15 protein-coding genes are annotated in these 16234 nt (G+C 62.3%); 8 read left to right on the top strand and 7 right to left on the bottom strand.

Annotation, left to right across the window (positions count from 1 at the left end):
• Positions 1 to 9: 9 nt before the first annotated feature.
• Together EEB12_RS10420 and EEB12_RS10415 are read right to left on the bottom strand one after the other, a co-directional pair.
• Entirely contained in the window at positions 10 to 699 is a 690-nt protein-coding gene (locus EEB12_RS10420) for a response regulator (RefSeq protein WP_003945570.1), read from the bottom strand.
• The gene (locus EEB12_RS10415) at positions 696 to 2282 is read right to left on the bottom strand and encodes a sensor histidine kinase (protein WP_019747069.1); all 1587 of its coding nucleotides are present in this window, start codon (positions 2280 to 2282) and stop codon (positions 696 to 698) included. Before EEB12_RS10415 ends, EEB12_RS10420 begins: the two co-directional genes overlap by 4 nt.
• A gap of 119 nt (positions 2283 to 2401) precedes the next feature.
• Here EEB12_RS10415 and EEB12_RS10410 point away from each other — a divergent pair, with 119 nt between their 5' ends.
• Complete coding sequence (locus EEB12_RS10410; protein WP_003945501.1) at positions 2402 to 3814, top strand: C4-dicarboxylate transporter DctA; 1413 nt, start codon at positions 2402 to 2404, stop codon at positions 3812 to 3814.
• Positions 3815 to 3945: 131 nt separating this feature from the next.
• Here EEB12_RS10410 and EEB12_RS10405 read toward each other — a convergent pair whose 3' ends face one another.
• The 3 genes from EEB12_RS10405 to EEB12_RS10395 form a co-directional block, all read right to left on the bottom strand.
• Complete coding sequence (locus EEB12_RS10405; protein ID WP_019747070.1) at positions 3946 to 5169, bottom strand: acyl-CoA dehydrogenase family protein; 1224 nt, start codon at positions 5167 to 5169, stop codon at positions 3946 to 3948.
• Complete coding sequence (locus EEB12_RS10400) at positions 5166 to 6443, bottom strand: acyl-CoA dehydrogenase family protein (protein WP_020906373.1); 1278 nt, start codon at positions 6441 to 6443, stop codon at positions 5166 to 5168. Before EEB12_RS10400 ends, EEB12_RS10405 begins: the two co-directional genes overlap by 4 nt.
• A 125-nt stretch (positions 6444 to 6568) precedes the next feature.
• Positions 6569 to 7555: a sucrase ferredoxin gene (locus tag EEB12_RS10395; RefSeq protein WP_250885132.1), complete on the bottom strand. Its 987-nt coding sequence runs from the start codon at positions 7553 to 7555 to the stop codon at positions 6569 to 6571.
• Positions 7556 to 7677: 122 nt separating this feature from the next.
• Here EEB12_RS10395 and EEB12_RS10390 point away from each other — a divergent pair, with 122 nt between their 5' ends.
• The 4 genes from EEB12_RS10390 (at position 7678) to EEB12_RS10375 (ending at position 11593) form a co-directional block, all read left to right on the top strand.
• Positions 7678 to 8616, top strand: coding sequence for an ABC transporter substrate-binding protein (locus EEB12_RS10390; protein ID WP_020906375.1), 939 nt, complete (start codon positions 7678 to 7680; stop codon positions 8614 to 8616).
• Between the two features lie 63 nt (positions 8617 to 8679).
• Complete coding sequence (locus EEB12_RS10385; protein ID WP_003945816.1) at positions 8680 to 9177, top strand: glutathione peroxidase; 498 nt, start codon at positions 8680 to 8682, stop codon at positions 9175 to 9177.
• 123 nt (positions 9178 to 9300) lie between these two features.
• Complete coding sequence (locus EEB12_RS10380; protein WP_019747074.1) at positions 9301 to 10005, top strand: DUF2334 domain-containing protein; 705 nt, start codon at positions 9301 to 9303, stop codon at positions 10003 to 10005.
• Positions 10006 to 10231: 226 nt separating this feature from the next.
• The gene (locus EEB12_RS10375) at positions 10232 to 11593 is read left to right on the top strand and encodes an Ig-like domain-containing protein (protein ID WP_141487733.1); all 1362 of its coding nucleotides are present in this window, start codon (positions 10232 to 10234) and stop codon (positions 11591 to 11593) included.
• An 8-nt stretch (positions 11594 to 11601) separates the two neighbouring features.
• Here EEB12_RS10375 and EEB12_RS10370 read toward each other — a convergent pair whose 3' ends face one another.
• Positions 11602 to 12249: an MBL fold metallo-hydrolase gene (locus EEB12_RS10370; protein ID WP_029254557.1), complete on the bottom strand. Its 648-nt coding sequence runs from the start codon at positions 12247 to 12249 to the stop codon at positions 11602 to 11604.
• 165 nt (positions 12250 to 12414) lie between these two features.
• Between EEB12_RS10370 and purS the strand changes: the two genes are divergently transcribed.
• Together purS and purQ are read left to right on the top strand one after the other, a co-directional pair.
• Positions 12415 to 12654: a phosphoribosylformylglycinamidine synthase subunit PurS gene (gene purS / locus EEB12_RS10365; protein WP_003945817.1), complete on the top strand. Its 240-nt coding sequence runs from the start codon at positions 12415 to 12417 to the stop codon at positions 12652 to 12654.
• A complete protein-coding gene (gene purQ / locus EEB12_RS10360; protein ID WP_019747077.1) occupies positions 12651 to 13328 on the top strand; it encodes a phosphoribosylformylglycinamidine synthase subunit PurQ in 678 nt (225 codons plus the stop codon). The genes purS and purQ overlap by 4 nt, the downstream gene beginning before the upstream one ends.
• A gap of 83 nt (positions 13329 to 13411) precedes the next feature.
• Here the strand turns inward: purQ and EEB12_RS10355 are convergent, their stop codons facing one another.
• Positions 13412 to 14632 (bottom strand): pyridoxal phosphate-dependent aminotransferase, encoded by a 1221-nt coding sequence (locus EEB12_RS10355; RefSeq protein ID WP_141487732.1) that lies wholly within the window; start codon positions 14630 to 14632, stop codon positions 13412 to 13414.
• Between the two features lie 138 nt (positions 14633 to 14770).
• Here EEB12_RS10355 and EEB12_RS10350 point away from each other — a divergent pair, with 138 nt between their 5' ends.
• Positions 14771 to 16177 carry a PLP-dependent aminotransferase family protein gene (locus EEB12_RS10350; RefSeq protein ID WP_141487731.1) on the top strand — a complete coding sequence of 469 codons (1407 nt, stop codon included), beginning with the start codon at positions 14771 to 14773 and terminating at the stop codon, positions 16175 to 16177.
• Positions 16178 to 16234 lie beyond the last annotated feature (57 nt).

Below are 16234 nucleotides of genomic sequence, written 5' to 3'. Positions count from 1 at the left end.
CTGTGTCAATCAGGTTCTGCGGTAACGAACCTGAGGGCGCCCAGCGCGCCCGTACTCGGTCTCCCGGGTGAGCATGCCGTCGTCTGCCAGCTTTTCCAGGTAGCGCCAGGCTGTCACCCGGGACACGCCGACCGATGCTGCCACCTCTGCAGCGGTCACGGGTCCCTCAGAATCCCGGACAGACGCTGCGACGAGCCCGAGTGTTTGAGACGCAAAGCCTTTCGGTGCCGCTGCTCGATCGTCGGACGTTCGTAGCGCGGACATCGCGCGGTCGATGTCGTGTTGACTGACCGCAGACTCTCCAGCGGGAAGTGCTGCACGATATTCGAGGTAGCGCTCGAGCTTGTCGCGGAATGCTGCGAAAGTGAACGGCTTGAGAAGATAGAGGACGATCCCGCGAGCCACGGCGCTTCGGACCACCTCCAGATCGCGCGCCGAGGTAACCGCGATGATGTCCGGACTGGGCCGCAACCCGCCCAGGGCGGAGGCCACGTCGAGACCGCTGGCGTCGGGCAACCCGATGTCGAGCAGGACCAGGTCGATGGGCTGGTCGGTGGCATTGGCCGCCGTAACTGCACGCACGGCGGCGTTCCCGGAATGAACCACGCCGTGGACCACGAATTCCGGCACACGCTCGACGTAGGAACGGTGTGCCTGCGCGATCAACGGTTCGTCGTCGACTATCAGTACACGGATCATCTCGGTGCTTCCGCCTCGCGCAGCGGGATACGGACAACCAGCATGGAGCCCATCGCCGGCTCGCTGGTGAGCGTGCCGCCATGCCGTTTCACGACTTGAGAGACCAGTGCGAGACCGAGTCCGCGAGAGCCGGATTTTGTGGAGTAGCCACGGCCCTTGGCCTTTTCGAGTGCTTCGGGTGTCATTCCCGGGCCGCTGTCGGCGACGGCAACAACCATCATCGAATCCTCTTCCATTACCGTCACTTCCACCCACGGAGACTCGCTCGCGCGCGATGCGTCAATAGCATTGTCCACGAGATTGCCGACCAGCGTGACCAACTCGCGTGCATTGAGCGAAGGAACCGGACCGAGCGCGGTGTCTTCCGTGATGGTCAGGTCGACCCCGCGTTCGGTCGCTTCGCTCATTTTCCCGAGCAGTAGTGCGGCCAGCGCCGGCTCGTGGACCGCATTCATCAGACGATCGATCAGCTGTTGGGACACCCGCAATTCGTTGGTGGCGAAGGCCACTGCGTCCTCGTTTCGCCCCAACTCGACCATCGTGATGATCGTGTGCAGACGATTTGCGCTCTCGTGGGCTTGCGATCGAAGCGACTCGGCAAAACTACGTACCGAATCCAATTCCCCGAGTACGTTCTGAAGTTCGGTGTGATCGCGAATTGTCAGCACGGTGCCAATTCTGTTGCCCTCCCACTCAACCGGGTGTTGGTTGACCACCAGCACACGCTTGTCGGTGAGGTGCACTTGATCCTTCGCGGGAGAGGCGTCGTCGACCCGCATGGTCTCGGGGATGGATGAAAGTGGCACGGGCCCGTCCGGTAGATCGAGGAGGCGACGTGCTTCGTCGTTGACGATGTCCACTCTCGCGTCTTTGCTTCGGCCTTGCCCGATCACCACCAAACCCTCACCGATGCTGTGCAGTACGGCGTCGTGGTGCTCGTACATGGTGCGCAGTTCGTCCGGAGCCATTCCCAGGGTCTGTCGCCTGATGCGTCGGCTCACCAGAAGTGAACTCAGGAGGGCGGCAAGAAGACCGCCGCCGGCAACGAACAGGATGACCGGAACACTTTGGGCGAACTGCTTGCTGATCTGCTCGCGGGTGACACCGGCAGAAACCAGACCGACCAGGGTTCCGCCGGAATCGTAGACAGGAGTGACTGCGCGGATCGACGGCCCCAGTGACCCGGCGTACGTCTCCGTGAAGGTCACGCCGGCGAGTGCGCGGTCAATGTTTCCGTTGAACAGTTGACCGATCAGCTCCGGGCTCGTGTGGGTGAACCGAGTGCGATCCGGCGCCATCACCACGATGAAATCGACGCCGGTTGCCTGTCGGATCTTCTCGGTCTGTGGTTGCAGAATCGCGGTCGGGTCCGGACTCGTCAGGGCGGCCGCCGTCGAATCCGACAGGGCGAGAGTCTGCGCTATCGAGCTCACCTGCCTGCGGATCGCGTCGTCGCTGTCTCGGCGTTCGTCGACAACTGCGAGCGCGGCCCCCACGCCGATGACCAGCGCCAACAACGCCAATTGCAGGAGCAGGATCTGCCTGGCGACGCTCATACGTCGGCCGGTCTTTCGTTCGACCATCGAGCGCCTCCTGAACGTAATGAACACAAACTTCCGGGCCCACCTGTTTGCAACAAGAATTCTCCACGACTCGAAGTGATCCCGATCACTTCACAGATATCCGATCCAAAGGACACCCCATGAGCAGCACGGCAACAGGGACAGTAGACGGTTCCCCACAGCCCGAGGGCACCAAGGCAAAGCGCGACAAGACGCATTGGCTCTACATGAGCGTCATCGTCGCGGTTATCGGCGGCATCCTCGTCGGTTGGCTCGCACCCGAGTTCGGTAAGTCCGTCGGTGTACTCGGCACGTTGTTCGTCAGCCTGATCAAGATGATGATCAGCCCGGTCATCTTCTGCACCATCGTGCTCGGCATCGGCTCGGTTCGAGCTGCGGCCAAGGTCGGCAAGGTCGGCGGCCTCGCACTCGCCTACTTCATCGGGATGTCCACCATCGCACTCGCGATCGGCCTGGGCGTCGGCAACCTGCTCAACCCGGGCAGTGGCCTGAACATCACGCCCAACGCGGCCTCCGTGGCCAAGCTTGCAGATCAGGCCCACAGCGCGGGCGGTACCTGGGACTTCATCGCGTCCATCATTCCGACGTCGATGCTGTCCTCCCTCACCGCCGGCAGCGTGCTGCAGACTCTGTTCGTCGCCCTTCTGGTCGGCTTCGCGATCCAGTCGCTCGGCAAGTCGGGTGAGCCGATTCTCAAGGCCGTCGGATACATCCAGAAGCTCGTGTTCAAGATCCTGACGATGATTCTCTGGCTCGCCCCGATCGGTGCTTTCGGCGCCATCGCCAGCGTCGTCGGCCAGACCGGTTTGAACGCCGTCGTCCAGCTCGGAACCCTGATGATCGGCTTCTACCTGACCTGCCTGATCTTCGTCTTCGGTGTTCTCGGAACGCTGCTGCGCGCGGTCACCGGATTCAACATCTTCAAGCTGGTCAAGTACTTGGCCCGTGAGTACCTGCTCATCTTCGCCACGTCGTCCTCCGAATCGGCACTGCCGCGTCTGATCGCCAAGATGGAGCACGTCGGCGTCGAGCGCACCACGGTGGGCATCGTCGTTCCCACCGGCTACTCGTTCAACCTCGACGGCACCGCGATCTACCTGACGATGGCCTCGATCTTCATCGCCGACGCCATGGGACAGCCGCTCGCCTTCGGTGAACAGCTCTCGCTGCTGGTGTTCATGATCATCGCCTCCAAGGGCGCTGCGGGAGTCAGCGGCGCCGGTCTGGCCACGCTGGCCGGCGGACTTCAGAGCCATCGCCCCGAGCTTCTCGACGGCGTCGGACTCATCGTCGGAATCGACCGCTTCATGTCGGAAGCGCGAGCGATCACCAACTTCTCGGGCAATGCGGTCGCGACTCTCCTGGTCGGCGCGTGGACCAAGACGATCGACAAGGAACGCGTCATCGAGGTGCTCGACGGGAAGATTCCGTTCAACGAAGCCACGATGCTCGACGACGAGGACGAAGAAGAGCAGCACAAACTCGAAACGGCTCCGACCGGCACCAAGCAGTCATTTGTGAGCCATCACTAGATACTTCCGCTCTGCTGAACGTTTGACCGCACAGCAGGCGCGGAACCCGATCTACGATCAGTGATCCTGGTCGTAACGATGAAAGAGACCGCCGCACCAACCGTGCGACGGTCTCTTTCTGTTCGTGGGTGCTATGTGTACCAGGTGGGTTCGGGAATCTCGCCGGTCAGAAAACGACTACCGACTTCACGGCGCTTGTACGCGAGCGGATCGTGAAGGGTATGCGTCCGGATGTTGCGCCAGTAGATATCCAGGCCGACATCGTTGGACGTGGCTCTGGCACCGGTCAGTTCGAAGATCTTGTTGCTGATCTCCAAGGAGACGTCGGCGGCGCGAAGTTTTGCGGCCGCAATGCGTACGGCGAGGTCGCCGCGAGCCTGCTCGGTGAGGTTTTCGCGAGCGTCGTGGAGCACGGCGTCGGCCTCACGGCTGACCTGATCCACGAAGGCCTCCGCCGCCCACAGCTTCGATTGCAAGTCGCCGTAGCCCTCACGGAGGTACCACTCGTCGGTTGCGATTTCGCGGTTGTCACCGCCGTACGGCCATGGACGCGTACGGGTTCGGGTGTACTCGGCCGCAGTGTCCAGTGCGCCACGGGCGATCCCGAGGTAGAAGTTCGCGAACACGATCTCGATCGCGGGGAAGTTCAGGGTGTTGTAGACCAGAGGTTGGAATTCCTTGTCGACAAAGCCTGCCGCACTTGCCCAGTCGACCTCGACGTCGTTGATCTCGACACTGCCCGAATCGGTGAGGCGCTGCCCGAGGTTGTCCCAATCGCCGCGGAAGACTATGCCGTCCTGAGCAGTCGGCACGATAGCGAACACATGCGTCGCAGTTCCGTCGATGATTCCTTCGAGCACCGTGAGGTCGGTGACTCGTCCGCCGGTGGAAAACGACTTCACACCGTTGAACACCAGGGTGTCTCCGCGGTCCACGACGGTGAGGTCGGTATCTCGAGGATTCACTGCGCCGCCGAAGAAGAATCGGTTGCTCGTGTACAGCTCCTCGACCGCGGAGATCTGCGGATCGGTTCCGACCAATCTGGCTGCCCATGCCCACAGGTAGTGATACCCGAGCAGTTGCCCGATCGAGCCGTCGGCGCGCGCGATCTCCCGAACCACCTTGTAGGCGGTCTCCCATCGCTGCCCACCGCCGCCGAACTCGATCGGACCCAGCAGTGTCACCAGACCACTGTCCTTGAGCAGCTGGACTTCTCGGAACGGTGGTTCGCCGGCTCGGTCGCGGGCGAGCGCGTCGACGGCAAGGACGTTGCTCACCTCGCGAGCGCGGTCGATCCAGCCTTCGGATGTGTCGGGAACGCCGACGAAGACTTCGGTTTCACTGGTCACGGTCATGCCTGTACATCCTTTTCGGTCGGTGCAGTCCCGATGGCCCACACGTAAATCGGTTCGGTTCCGTTGATTTCGTAGTCGCCGACAACTTTGGATTTGAAGACGACCGGATTATGACTGGCCACGGTGCGCGCGTTGCGCCAGAACCGATCGAGATCGAGGTCGCGGCTCACTCCGGAAGCGCCGAGTGCGTCGAAGATCTTGGCCGTGGCTGGAACGACGAGTCCGATCGAGGCGACTTGCCCTCGCCCCGAATCGATTTCGGCTGCGATGTTGGCGGCTTTCTCTTCCTCCGGCGAGCCGGAGAATGCGGCTTCGTATGCCCATTGGGACGACTGTGCTGCGTGCAGCGCCACGGCCTCGGCTGCAAAGGCAGCCGAGGACACCTCGCCGACAACTTGCTGGATCTGCGAATCCTGCGCGTATCTCGGAGCGTTGCCGTGACTGAAGGTTCGAGTACGAGAGGCGACTCGACGAGAGATCTCGGTGGTCGCAGCCTTGGCGATGCCGGCGAGAGTGGCGAGATGGAACAGTTGGTAGAACGCGGTCTGGTATTTGAATCGCGTCGAGAAATCGAAGATGTTCTCCGGCTGGACTATTGCGTTCTCGTAGACGGACGAGCCGGAGCCAGTCGTCTGCTGGCCGAACCCGTTCCAGTCGTCACTGTGTGTGACACCGGGTTGTCTCGCTTCGACTGCGGCGATCACGAATGCGCCGGTGTCGGTGCGCTGCGAGTACAGGTCGATCCAGTCGGCGAAAATGGAACCCGTGCTGTAGAACTTTGCCCCGTTCGCCAGGAAATGGTCGGCATCGGGTGCGGGCGAGACCTTGGTGTTGGCTTCGCCCAATGCAACGTCGCCGATTTCGGTCCACGCGTTGCCGACCAACTGTCCCTCCGCGAAGCGTCGGAGCCAGGTGTCACGCTCAGGCCCGGGGTCGGCGACCAGTCGGTCTTCGACAAACGCGAAATGACCGCGCAGTGCCTGGGTGATGTTGGAATCGGCGCTCGACAACTCGACTAGTAACCGGATCAATTGCGGGATGCTCGCGCCGGATCCACCGTGTGTTGTCGGCACCCGAACGGCGCCGAAGCCTGCTTTCTTGAGTGCGTCGATCTGTTGGAAGGGAAGCACGTGATCGCGTTCGCGTTCGACGACGGCTTGTGCGATGTCCGCGAAGATCGGACGGAATTTTGCTGCCAGTGTTTCGTAGTCGACCTCACTCTTGATCGGATCTGCAGACCGGGAAACGGCATTCGGCGTCAGTGCGGTGGTCATGGGAAGAATGCAAGCTGTAATCACCAGGGGCGTCGATCCTTCATCGCGACCTGATTCGAAGTGTTGTCAGTCCGCGCAAATCTCGGTTCGATGGCCTGCCGGGCAGTTGGGCCGGAATCGAATGGTCAGTGCGATTGCTCGTGAAGGTGTTCTACGATCCATCCGTTCCATTCGACAGTTCCTCCGGAACCACAATCGTGTCGGAACGGCTGCCCTGGAGAGCCGGGTCGAACGACCACGCGAAAGTCTCTCGCCTCCAATCGAAGATCGACAGTCGTATGTTCTCCGTCGACGCTCTCGGCGACACTCTCGAGTGCGTCCGTCGCGACGATGCCGGTAACGCGTCGGACTGCGTGTTCGGCGGCCTGAGCGGCCTGTGACAGTGCCGCTCGGCCGCGCAGGTGCAGCAGCTCCAATTCTCCGGCTTGGTATTTTTCGGCTGCATCGATCGCGGAGTTGCCGTCCAGTCGGCTGAAATAGACTGCGGCGGGCCACGCAATCATGTTGGCCGCGAATCGATCTCCGCCGATGTGACTGCATTCCCACACATCTGCGATCTGTGCCGCGTTCAGCGCCGACACGACCGGGCGACCGAGTTCCGCGCAGCACGCATCCTTCTTTCCATGTGTGCAGACCGCGAAGAGCGGTTCCGTGCGGGAGCGGCCGAAGTCGGGTTCCACACCGGTGGCCATCGATTCGAACGGCAGTACCGACAGGTCCTCGTATCGGTCGACCGACCCTTCCCGCATCCACTGACGTGTGCCGTCCGTCCAGGCGAGTACGCACATCGGGGTGAGGACTCGGCGGTTGCGGGGCCGCCGGATCACCACGAGGCGGATACGACCCTGCGCTGCGTAGATTTTTTCGGTGAGTGCGACTGGGAGAACGTCGTCAGGAGCGGACGCCGGCCAGGGGCCGGGGTGCTCGATCAACACCCACAGATGTGTCATTCCGGCGCGACCGACCATCGGTTCGCCGGCGGTCGACGACTGCCGTGTACAGGCGTGAGGGCGTCGACTGGTTTGCGGATTGGCGACAAATTCCGGAAAGCACTGCATAGATGCCTTCCCCAGGACACCGTCGCTGCAGGTGTGGCAGGGAAGGGAAGACATGATGAGGCTCCAGTCTCGTAGGTTAGGCTCACCAGACTATTGGATGGTGAATCCTTTGCTCAGCCGTGGTGAATGCGCGTGGCTGTGACGGTCGAAAGCAGTCGGTAACAGGAGTGTTGGGAATGAAACGCAGTAACTCGCGGGCGAAGTACGTGCTGGGTGGTTTTGTCCTCGCCGCCATCGTGGCAACGACAACGGCGTGTGGCAGTGACGACAAGACGGATACCGACAGTCAGTCCGCCGACACCGTGCACGCGGTCACCCATGCCCGCGGAACCACGGACGTACCGATGGATCCGCAGAGAGTTGTCGTGCTCGAGCCGGTTCAGCTCGACACGTCGGTAGCGCTGGGCGTGATTCCCGTGGGCACCGCGGTCCTCAGCGAGACGACCGGTGTTCCGGCGTACCTCGGTGAGAAGGCCGCGGAGATCGAGATGGTCGGCACCGTCGCGGCGCCGAACCTCGAGAAGATCGTCGCACTGAGCCCGGACCTGATCATCGGAACGGAATCGCGGCACGGTGATCTGTACGAGCAACTCGCTGCCATCGCGCCGACCGTCTACATGGCGACCCAGACCGATCCGTGGCAGGACAACGTCCAGTTCGTCGCAGAGGCGTTGAACAAGACCGATCAGGCAGGCGAACTGCTCGGTGACTACACGGCACGCTGCGAGGAAGTGGCGAGCAAGCACAGCACCGAGGGCAAGACCGCTCAGCTCATCCGTCCACGCGACGACGTTCTGACGCTGTACGGACCCACGTCGTTTGCCGGAAGCACTCTCGAATGCGCGGGACTCACGATTCCCGCACGCGACTGGGAGAACTCGATCTCCGTCGACCTCTCCCCGGAATTCGTCTCCGGAGCCAACGCCGACCTCATCCTGGTCACCTCCGCGAAGCCGGCAGATGCCAGCACGATGCCGAAGGCCGTGGCGGACAACGCCGGATTCTTCCCGAACCCACATCTGGTCGACATGTCCTACTGGATCACGGGCGTCGGACCGCTCGGCGGCCTCACCGTTCTGGACGACCTCGATCGCATCCTCGGAGCATCGAAGTAGCAGTGGACGAGAAGTAGCAGTGGGCGAGAACTGGCAGTCGGCAAGAGTCGCTAAGTTGGACCTATGACAACTCCAGTACAGAACATCGCGATCAACACCCTCGGTGGCGTGCCCACCTCGTTGGGTGAATACGACGGCCGTGCCGTGCTCGTGGTCAACGTGGCATCCAAGTGTGGACTGACCCCGCAGTACTCGGCGCTCGAGAAGCTGGCCAGCGAGTACGCCGATCGCGGTCTGACCGTGATCGGCATCCCGTGCAACCAGTTCATGGGGCAGGAACCGGGTACCGCCGAAGAGATCGAGACGTTCTGCTCCACTACCTACGGCGTCACGTTCCCGCTCCTCGAGAAGATCGAGGTGAACGGCGAGAACCAGCATCCGCTGTACGCCGAACTCACCAAGGCTGCCGACGCCGAAGGCGCTGCGGGCGACATCCAGTGGAACTTCGAGAAGTTCTTGATCGGACCGGACGGCACCGTCGTCAACCGCTTCCGTCCGCGGACCGAACCTGACGCTCCCGAGGTTGTCGCCGCCATCGAAGCCGCGCTTCCCAAGAATTAGTAGCCGCGCTTCCCAAGAATTAGTAGCTGCGCTTCCGAAGAACTAGTAGCTGTGCTGAAAACTGCCGCCGGATGATCATCCGGCGGCAGTGTGCTGTTCACCCACAGCTGCCACTATCGGAGTATGTCCGCAGAACTGATCGTGTCGGTATCCGGAATCAGAGACGAGACATGTTATCTCGCTGCCGGATTCGCAGACGAGATGGACGCTCGAGGTGTCCGCCTGTCGCTCCTGGTGGCGCCGCGACTGAAGGACAAATACCGACTGGCCGACGACGCGGTGACGACGGCCTGGCTGCGTGAGCGTCGTGAGCACGGCGACGCCATCGTTCTGCACGGCTACGACCAGGCCGCGACCAAGCGTCGTCGAGCCGAGTTCGCCACTCTGTCGAAGCACGAGGCAAAACTGCGACTACTCGCTGCGGATCGGGTACTCGAGCATGCAGGTCTTAGGACCCGGGTGTTCGCACCGCCGCGCTGGGTGGCGTCGCCTGGTGCCATGTCGGTGTTGCCGGAGACCGGCTTTCGGACGATGGCAGGCCTCGGCGCAGTACACGATCTGACCCGTGGAACCTTGCAGCGGGGAAGGGTTTTCGGTATCGGCGAGGGCTTCAAGGCCGAGCCGTGGTGGTGTCGCGCATTGGTTCTCGGAGCCGGGCGCGCCGCCAAGCGTGGGGGACTGGTCAGATTGTCGATTACTGCCAAGCAGTTGGGAAACGAGGGCCCACGTCAGGCTGTTCTCGACGCTGTGGACCTCGCGCTTTTTCATGAGGCCACCTCGCAGGTATACCGATGGAACTCCCCGTCGCAGGAACTCGGCGCTGCCTGAATTCGGTCATTGGCAACCATTCGATAGCTGCGAGATGGTGCCGTGTGTCCGGGTTGCCCGAGCAGGCAGACTCTTCGCATTTATCCCGTTCCTTGCAGGCAGTAGGGCCGATTAGGTCAAAGTCGCATAAAGTGGACGTTGAATTCGAGTATGGCGTCGCCCAACCTTTTCGCTGCTACAGTGCGTGCAGTTAATCTGCCGCTAGTAGACGAAGTTGAGGTTCACCATGCGCGCACGAGGGTTCTCCAAGTCGGCCGAGGGTCTTGTCGCTCTCTCTGTGGGCGCAGTCGTCTGTGCTGCAATCGTCCCGGCAGTTGCGTCTGCCGCTCCGACCGGCGTGGTTCACACGCTGCCGACGGGCGGTGTCGACGGCGGTGCGAGCGAAGGCACCCGCACCGCAACTGTCGACGACGAAGGTGAGCAACTCGCACTGCGGCTTCACAAGATGAATCTGCGGGGATCCGACTTCTCGATGGCCGTACAGGAAAGCGGCGGCGAACTGACCGATGTGGTGATCCCGGCGCCCCGTTCGTACATCGGCAGTGTGGAAGGGCATCCGGACGCAATCGTCTCGGCCATCGTCGACTCCGCCGGAACACTGCGCGGGCAGGTGATTTTCGATCGTGGTGCTTCGATCGAGTTCGTGGGATCCGACGTGGTCGGTCGCAGCACGGCGCCGATCGACGCAAAACCCAAGTGGCCGAACACCTCTATTGCGTCGGCCTCGGCCGCAAGCGTCGGCAAGACGGTGAAGCAGTTCGTGGTGGGATTGGATCTCAGTGGCGAGTGGTACTCCGCGCACGGCGCAGGCAGTCCCGCCGTCGCTCTGGATCGGGCCGAGGAATCAATGGCCCGAACCGCTGCCATCTGGATCAGAGACGTCGGAATTCGACCGATCCTGGGTCGGGTTGTCCTTCGCGCCGATGCCGCGAGTGACCCGTATTCGAGCAGTTGTGAAAACCTCGACCAGTTGGAAGGTCTGTGGTTCGATCAGGTCGGCACGAGCGTCGACCAGGCGACTGTCGTCTGCGCTTCCGGTGGCGGAAATGCCTACTACTCGAGGTTCGAACTCGATCACAGCTACGCGCAGGTCGGGGCCGAGCCCGATGGCAACTTCAGCCGCGTTCTCCGCCACGAGTTGGGCCACAACTTCTACGCCGACGACTATCACGGCGGCGGCGCCGAGGGATCGACCATCATGAACGGCAACGACCTCTCGCGCTTCGACGGCACCGAATTCGCTGCCATCGTCGATGCCGCCGACGTGGCCTCGGATCGACTCGACGACGTCGGTCGGTACACGACAAGCCCGATCCCGCCGTACGCCGCACTCGACACCGCGCAGATCCGCTCAGGTGGCACAGTCACCGTCGACGCCGCCGCGAATGATCATGACAGCAACGGAGATTCGATCAAGGTAACCGGGGTCGAGGCGACGTCACTTCTCGGTGGCACCGTAAAGCTCGAAAACGGCGAAGTGGTGTTCGAGGCCGGAACGAAGACAGGCACCGACAGGATTCTCTACACACTCACCGACGCGGCCGGTGGGACGAGCACCGGCTGGATCGTCGTCGATGTGAGTGCGTGAGGACTGAATCAGGCGACTTCGACGCTCGACTCCTCGCCGAGAACTCGGAACTCGGTACCGTCGGCAGCCATTTCCGAGTAGCGACCGTAGAAGATGCCTGTGGCTTCGTCGCGGATGATCGCTTGATGGATGGGAACCGCGACGCGCGGCGCTACCGCACGGAGGTAGTCGATGGCCTCCGAGATCTTGAGCCACGGTGCGGCGGCGGGAAGGGCAAGAACGTCGACCTTCTGTTCGGGGACGTAGAGGGAATCGCCGGGATGCATGAACTGCGCCGGGTTGGTGGCGTCGCCGAGGAGGAACGCGGTGTTGTCGATCATCGGTAGGTCCGGATGGATGATCGCGTGCTCTCCGCCGGTCCCGGTCACCTCGACGTCGCCGATGCTGAACCGGTCGCCCGGCCGGACTCCCGTCCAGCGCCCACCGAGCTTCTCAGCCGTCTGCGGATCGCTGTACAGCACCGCGTCGGGGTTCGCTTCGGCCAGTTCGGGCAGCCGCGCCGGGTCGGCGTGATCGGGGTGTTGATGTGTCACGAGGATGGCGTCGAGGCCGGTGATGCCTTCGAATCCGTGCGAGAAGTTGCCGGGATCGAAGAGGATTTTCGATCCGTTCAACTCCACGAGCACACAGGAATGGCCAAAATGTGTCAGTCGCATGATTTCGAGTATGCGCCGCCCTGGAGTGACTCGCAGGCGGGTTTCGCGGGTGTTGGCCGTCACGCCCCGATCACTCGATGCGAACCATCTCGGGTGCGCCCGGTAAACTGGCCATCACCCGAGCGTTTCACTCCGGGTTCGCGCACTAGTACCGAGGAGCAGCACGTGGCCCGTGTCGTCGTCGAAGTCATGCCCAAGGCCGAGATTCTCGACCCCCAGGGACAGGCAATTGTCGGGGCACTGTCTCGCCTGGGCTTTGCAGGAGTATCCGATGTCCGTCAGGGCAAGCGGTTCGAGTTGGAGATCGACGGCAGTGTCGAAGACGCCGAACTCGAGAAGATCGCCGAAGGCCTGCTGGCCAACACGGTGATCGAGGATTGGACCGTCAGGCGAGTCGAGGCATGAGCGCACGTATCGGGGTTATCACGTTCCCGGGCACGCTCGACGACATCGATGCTGCTCGGGCCATCAACCTGGCCGGCGGTGAAGCTGTCGAACTCTGGCACGGCGACGCAGACCTCAAGGGTGTCGACGCGGTTGTCGTTCCCGGCGGATTCTCCTACGGCGACTACCTTCGTTGCGGCGCGATCGCACGTTTTGCTCCCGCGATGGGCAAGGTTGTCGAAGCAGCCAAGGGCGGCATGCCGGTCCTGGGCATCTGCAACGGTTTCCAGATCCTCTGCGAAGCAGGTTTGCTCCCCGGTGCCCTGACCCGTAACCAGGGTCTGCACTTCATCTGCCGCGACGAGTGGTTGACGGTCGAAGCCAACAACACGGCTTGGTCCTCACGCTATGAGGCCGGCGCCCAGATCCTCATCCCGCTCAAGTCGGGTGAAGGTCGCTTCCAGGCTTCCGAAAATGTTCTCGACGAACTCGAGGGTGAAGGCCGCGTCGTCTTCCGCTACTCGGAGGAGAACCCCAACGGCTCGCAGCGTCGTATCGCCGGTATCTCTTCGGCCAACGGCCGCGTCGTCGGTTTGATGCCGCACCCCGAGCACGCCACCGAGGCTCTCACCGGACCGAGCGACGACGGACTCGGCTTGTTCTACTCGGCACTCGACGCGATCGTCACTGCCTGATCGCCTGCTGATTTTCACCACTGAACGCCGACCGGAAATCCGGTCGGCGTTCAGTCGTTTGTGGGGGCGTCCCGGTTCTCGGGTTACTGGCTGTAGGAACTGAGGAAGTTGCCGAGACGCTCGAGGGCGATCGTGAGGTCGTCGGTGTTCGGCAGGGTCACCAACCGAAAGTGGTCGGGTTCGATCCAATTGAACGCGCGGCCGTGACTGACCAGAATCTTCTCCGATTCCAGTAGATCGAGAACGAACCTCTCGTCGTCGACGATGCCGAACTTGTCGACGTCGAGCTTCGGGAACAGATACAGCGCGCCGTCGGCCTGCTGACAGCTGATCCCGTCGATGCTGTTGAGCGTGCTGTGCGCGAGATCGCGCTGTGCTGTCAGTCGGCCCTGCGGGAGCAGGAGGTCCTCGATGGATTGGCGTCCGCCGAGTGCGGTCTGGATCGCGTGCTGCGCCGGCACATTGGCACACATTCGCATGTTGGCCAGCAGTTTGATGCCTTCGATGAAACTCGACGCCCGCTCGAGTGGTCCGGTGATGGCCAGCCATCCGGCTCGGAACCCGCAGACGCGGTAGGCCTTGGACAGCCCCGAGTACGTCAGACACAAGACGTCTCGCCCGGTCATCGACGCAAGGTTTGTCATGGATCGGCCGTCGTAGACGATCTTCTCGTAGATCTCGTCGGCGAAGAGCATCAGGTCATGCTTGCGGGCAATGTCGACGAAGCGTTGCAGCACCTCCGTCGAGTAGACGGCGCCCGTCGGATTGTTGGGATTGATGACGACAATCCCTCGGGTACGCGGAGAGATCCGGGCTTCCAGATCGTCGAAGTCCGGTGCCCAGCCCTGGCTTTCATCGGTGAGGTAGTGAACCGGCGTGCCGCCGGCAAGTGAAACCGAAGCCGTCCACAAGGGGTAGTCGGGAGCGGGAATCAGGATCTCGTCCTCGGGATTGCAGAGCGCCTGCATCGTCAGCGTGATCAGTTCGGAGACGCCGTTTCCGAGATAGATCTCGTCGACGGTGACGTCGGTGATACCCCGCGTCTGGTAGTACTGGACCACCGCGGTGCGCGCCGAATACAGTCCGCGAGAATCGCAATATCCCTGGGCGGTAGGGAGATTGCGGATCATGGCCATCATGATTTCGTCCGGTGCTTCGAATCCAAAGGGGGCCGGATTGCCGACGTTTAGTCGCAGGATCGTGTGTCCCTGATCCTCGAGTTCTTCGGTCTTGTCGAGAATTCGTCCTCTGATGTCGTACCTGACATTCTCGAGCTTGCGGGCCTGATCGATGGGTGTGTTCACGCGGTTACGTACCTCTCCGGTTCGGGTGGGCGATTTGTGTTTCAGATGAGAAGGGCGCCTCAGGGTTCGGTCTGGAAACGGACATTGATTCGCGATAGCGCTAGCGGCGAGAGGGGAGTAGCGCTACTATGATTCGACATGTCCAATGATAGCAGTTCGAGGATTGTCGCAGCCTTGCGCGAATGGATCGCGACGGCTCCTCCAGGCGCGAAGCTTCCGTCCACTCGGTCGCTCGTGAGCCTGCACGGGGCGAGCCCGGTCACCGTGCAGAAGGCGCTGCGAACGCTGGTATCTCAGGGGGTTGTGGAGGCTCGTCCCGGTGTGGGGACCTTCGTACGCGCCGCACGCGTCGTGCGACCCAACGACTACGGGTGGCAGACAGCGGCGCTCGGATCGCCGAACTATCGTCTGCAGCTGCCTATTGCGCTGCAGTCCACCTCCAACGACGTGATCGCGCTGCATTCCGGCTATCCGGCCCGAGAGCTGTTGCCCGAAGGTCTGGTTCGTGCAGCCTTCACCAGGGCGACGCGAACCGACGCCGTGTTCAATCGGCCCCTCGCCGCCGGGCTTCCGGAACTGCAGTCCTGGTTTGCCTCCGAATTGGGTTCCGCAACTCCCGCCGGGATCACTCCGCCGGGGCCGAACGACGTGGTTGTACTTCCCGGCAGTCAGGGTGGGCTTGCGACGTCCTTCCGCGCGTTGGTGGGGGAGGGGCGTCCGTTGCTCATGGAATCGCCGACCTACTGGGGTGCGATCCTGGCTGCCGCCCAGGCCGGAGTCACGGTCATTCCGATCTCCAGTGGTGCCAACGGTCCTGATCCCGACGAGCTTTCGCGTGCATTCGAACAGACCGGTGCCCGTGCGTTCTACGCACAACCGAGCTTCGCGAGCCCGACGGGAGCGCTGTGGTCGCCGTCGTTGGCTGACAAGGTTCTCGACACCGTCCGTCGGCACGGCGCCTTCCTCATCGAGGACAGTTCGGCGCTCGACTTCGGAATCACCGCAGATCCCAGCCCCATTTCTGCACGCGACGACAGCGGACACGTCGTCTACCTTCGTGCACTGACCAAGAGCGTGTCGCCATCGGTGCGAGTTGCCGGATTGATCGCCCGAGGCCCGGCCTACGAGCGGATTCTTGCTGATACACAGGCAGATTCGATGTATGTCAGTGGGATGCTGCAAGCGGTAGCGCTCGACGTCGTGACCCAGCCGGCCTGGCGCACGCACTTGCGCCGGCTTCGTCACCAACTCGAGGCCAGACGCGACCTCCTCGTGTCGAGTCTGCGCGAGCATGCGCCGGACGCTCACCTCGACGCTGTCCCGCAAGGCGGACTCAACCTCTGGCTTCGGCTCCCGGACACCACGAATCTCGAACGTGTCGTGCAGGACTGCCGGTCGGCCGGCGTCATCGTCGGGGCCGGTGACGATTGGTTCCCGGCAGAACCGACCGGAAAGTTCTTGCGGCTCAACTACGCCGGACCGAACCCGGGTGAGTTCCCCGACGCCGCCCGCATCATCGGCCGAGCAATCACACAACATATGTAGAACTTCACCTCGCTGGTGGTTGACCTGAACTTCCGTTGAGGTTTTATCGTCGTGTCC

The organism is Rhodococcus sp. WS1 (assembly GCF_003797745.1).
Lineage (GTDB): Bacteria > Actinomycetota > Actinomycetes > Mycobacteriales > Mycobacteriaceae > Rhodococcus_F > Rhodococcus_F erythropolis.
This window is presented reverse-complemented; position numbering and strand designations above follow the sequence as displayed.

What these genes read in the sequence shown, in the direction of transcription:
- EEB12_RS10420 (WP_003945570.1), bottom strand. Translation starts at nt 699, where the DNA reads ATGATCCGTGTACTGATAGTCGACGACGAACCGTTGATCGCGCAGGCA.
- EEB12_RS10415 (WP_019747069.1), bottom strand. Translation starts at nt 2,282, where the DNA reads ATGGTCGAACGAAAGACCGGCCGACGTATGAGCGTCGCCAGGCAGATC.
- EEB12_RS10410 (WP_003945501.1), top strand. Translation starts at nt 2,402, where the DNA reads ATGAGCAGCACGGCAACAGGGACAGTAGACGGTTCCCCACAGCCCGAG.
- EEB12_RS10405 (WP_019747070.1), bottom strand. Translation starts at nt 5,169, where the DNA reads ATGACCGTGACCAGTGAAACCGAAGTCTTCGTCGGCGTTCCCGACACA.
- EEB12_RS10400 (WP_020906373.1), bottom strand. Translation starts at nt 6,443, where the DNA reads ATGACCACCGCACTGACGCCGAATGCCGTTTCCCGGTCTGCAGATCCG.
- EEB12_RS10395 (WP_250885132.1), bottom strand. Translation starts at nt 7,555, where the DNA reads ATGTCTTCCCTTCCCTGCCACACCTGCAGCGACGGTGTCCTGGGGAAG.
- EEB12_RS10390 (WP_020906375.1), top strand. Translation starts at nt 7,678, where the DNA reads ATGAAACGCAGTAACTCGCGGGCGAAGTACGTGCTGGGTGGTTTTGTC.
- EEB12_RS10385 (WP_003945816.1), top strand. Translation starts at nt 8,680, where the DNA reads ATGACAACTCCAGTACAGAACATCGCGATCAACACCCTCGGTGGCGTG.
- EEB12_RS10380 (WP_019747074.1), top strand. Translation starts at nt 9,301, where the DNA reads ATGTCCGCAGAACTGATCGTGTCGGTATCCGGAATCAGAGACGAGACA.
- EEB12_RS10375 (WP_141487733.1), top strand. Translation starts at nt 10,232, where the DNA reads ATGCGCGCACGAGGGTTCTCCAAGTCGGCCGAGGGTCTTGTCGCTCTC.
- EEB12_RS10370 (WP_029254557.1), bottom strand. Translation starts at nt 12,249, where the DNA reads ATGCGACTGACACATTTTGGCCATTCCTGTGTGCTCGTGGAGTTGAAC.
- purQ (WP_019747077.1), top strand. Translation starts at nt 12,651, where the DNA reads ATGAGCGCACGTATCGGGGTTATCACGTTCCCGGGCACGCTCGACGAC.
- EEB12_RS10350 (WP_141487731.1), top strand. Translation starts at nt 14,771, where the DNA reads ATGTCCAATGATAGCAGTTCGAGGATTGTCGCAGCCTTGCGCGAATGG.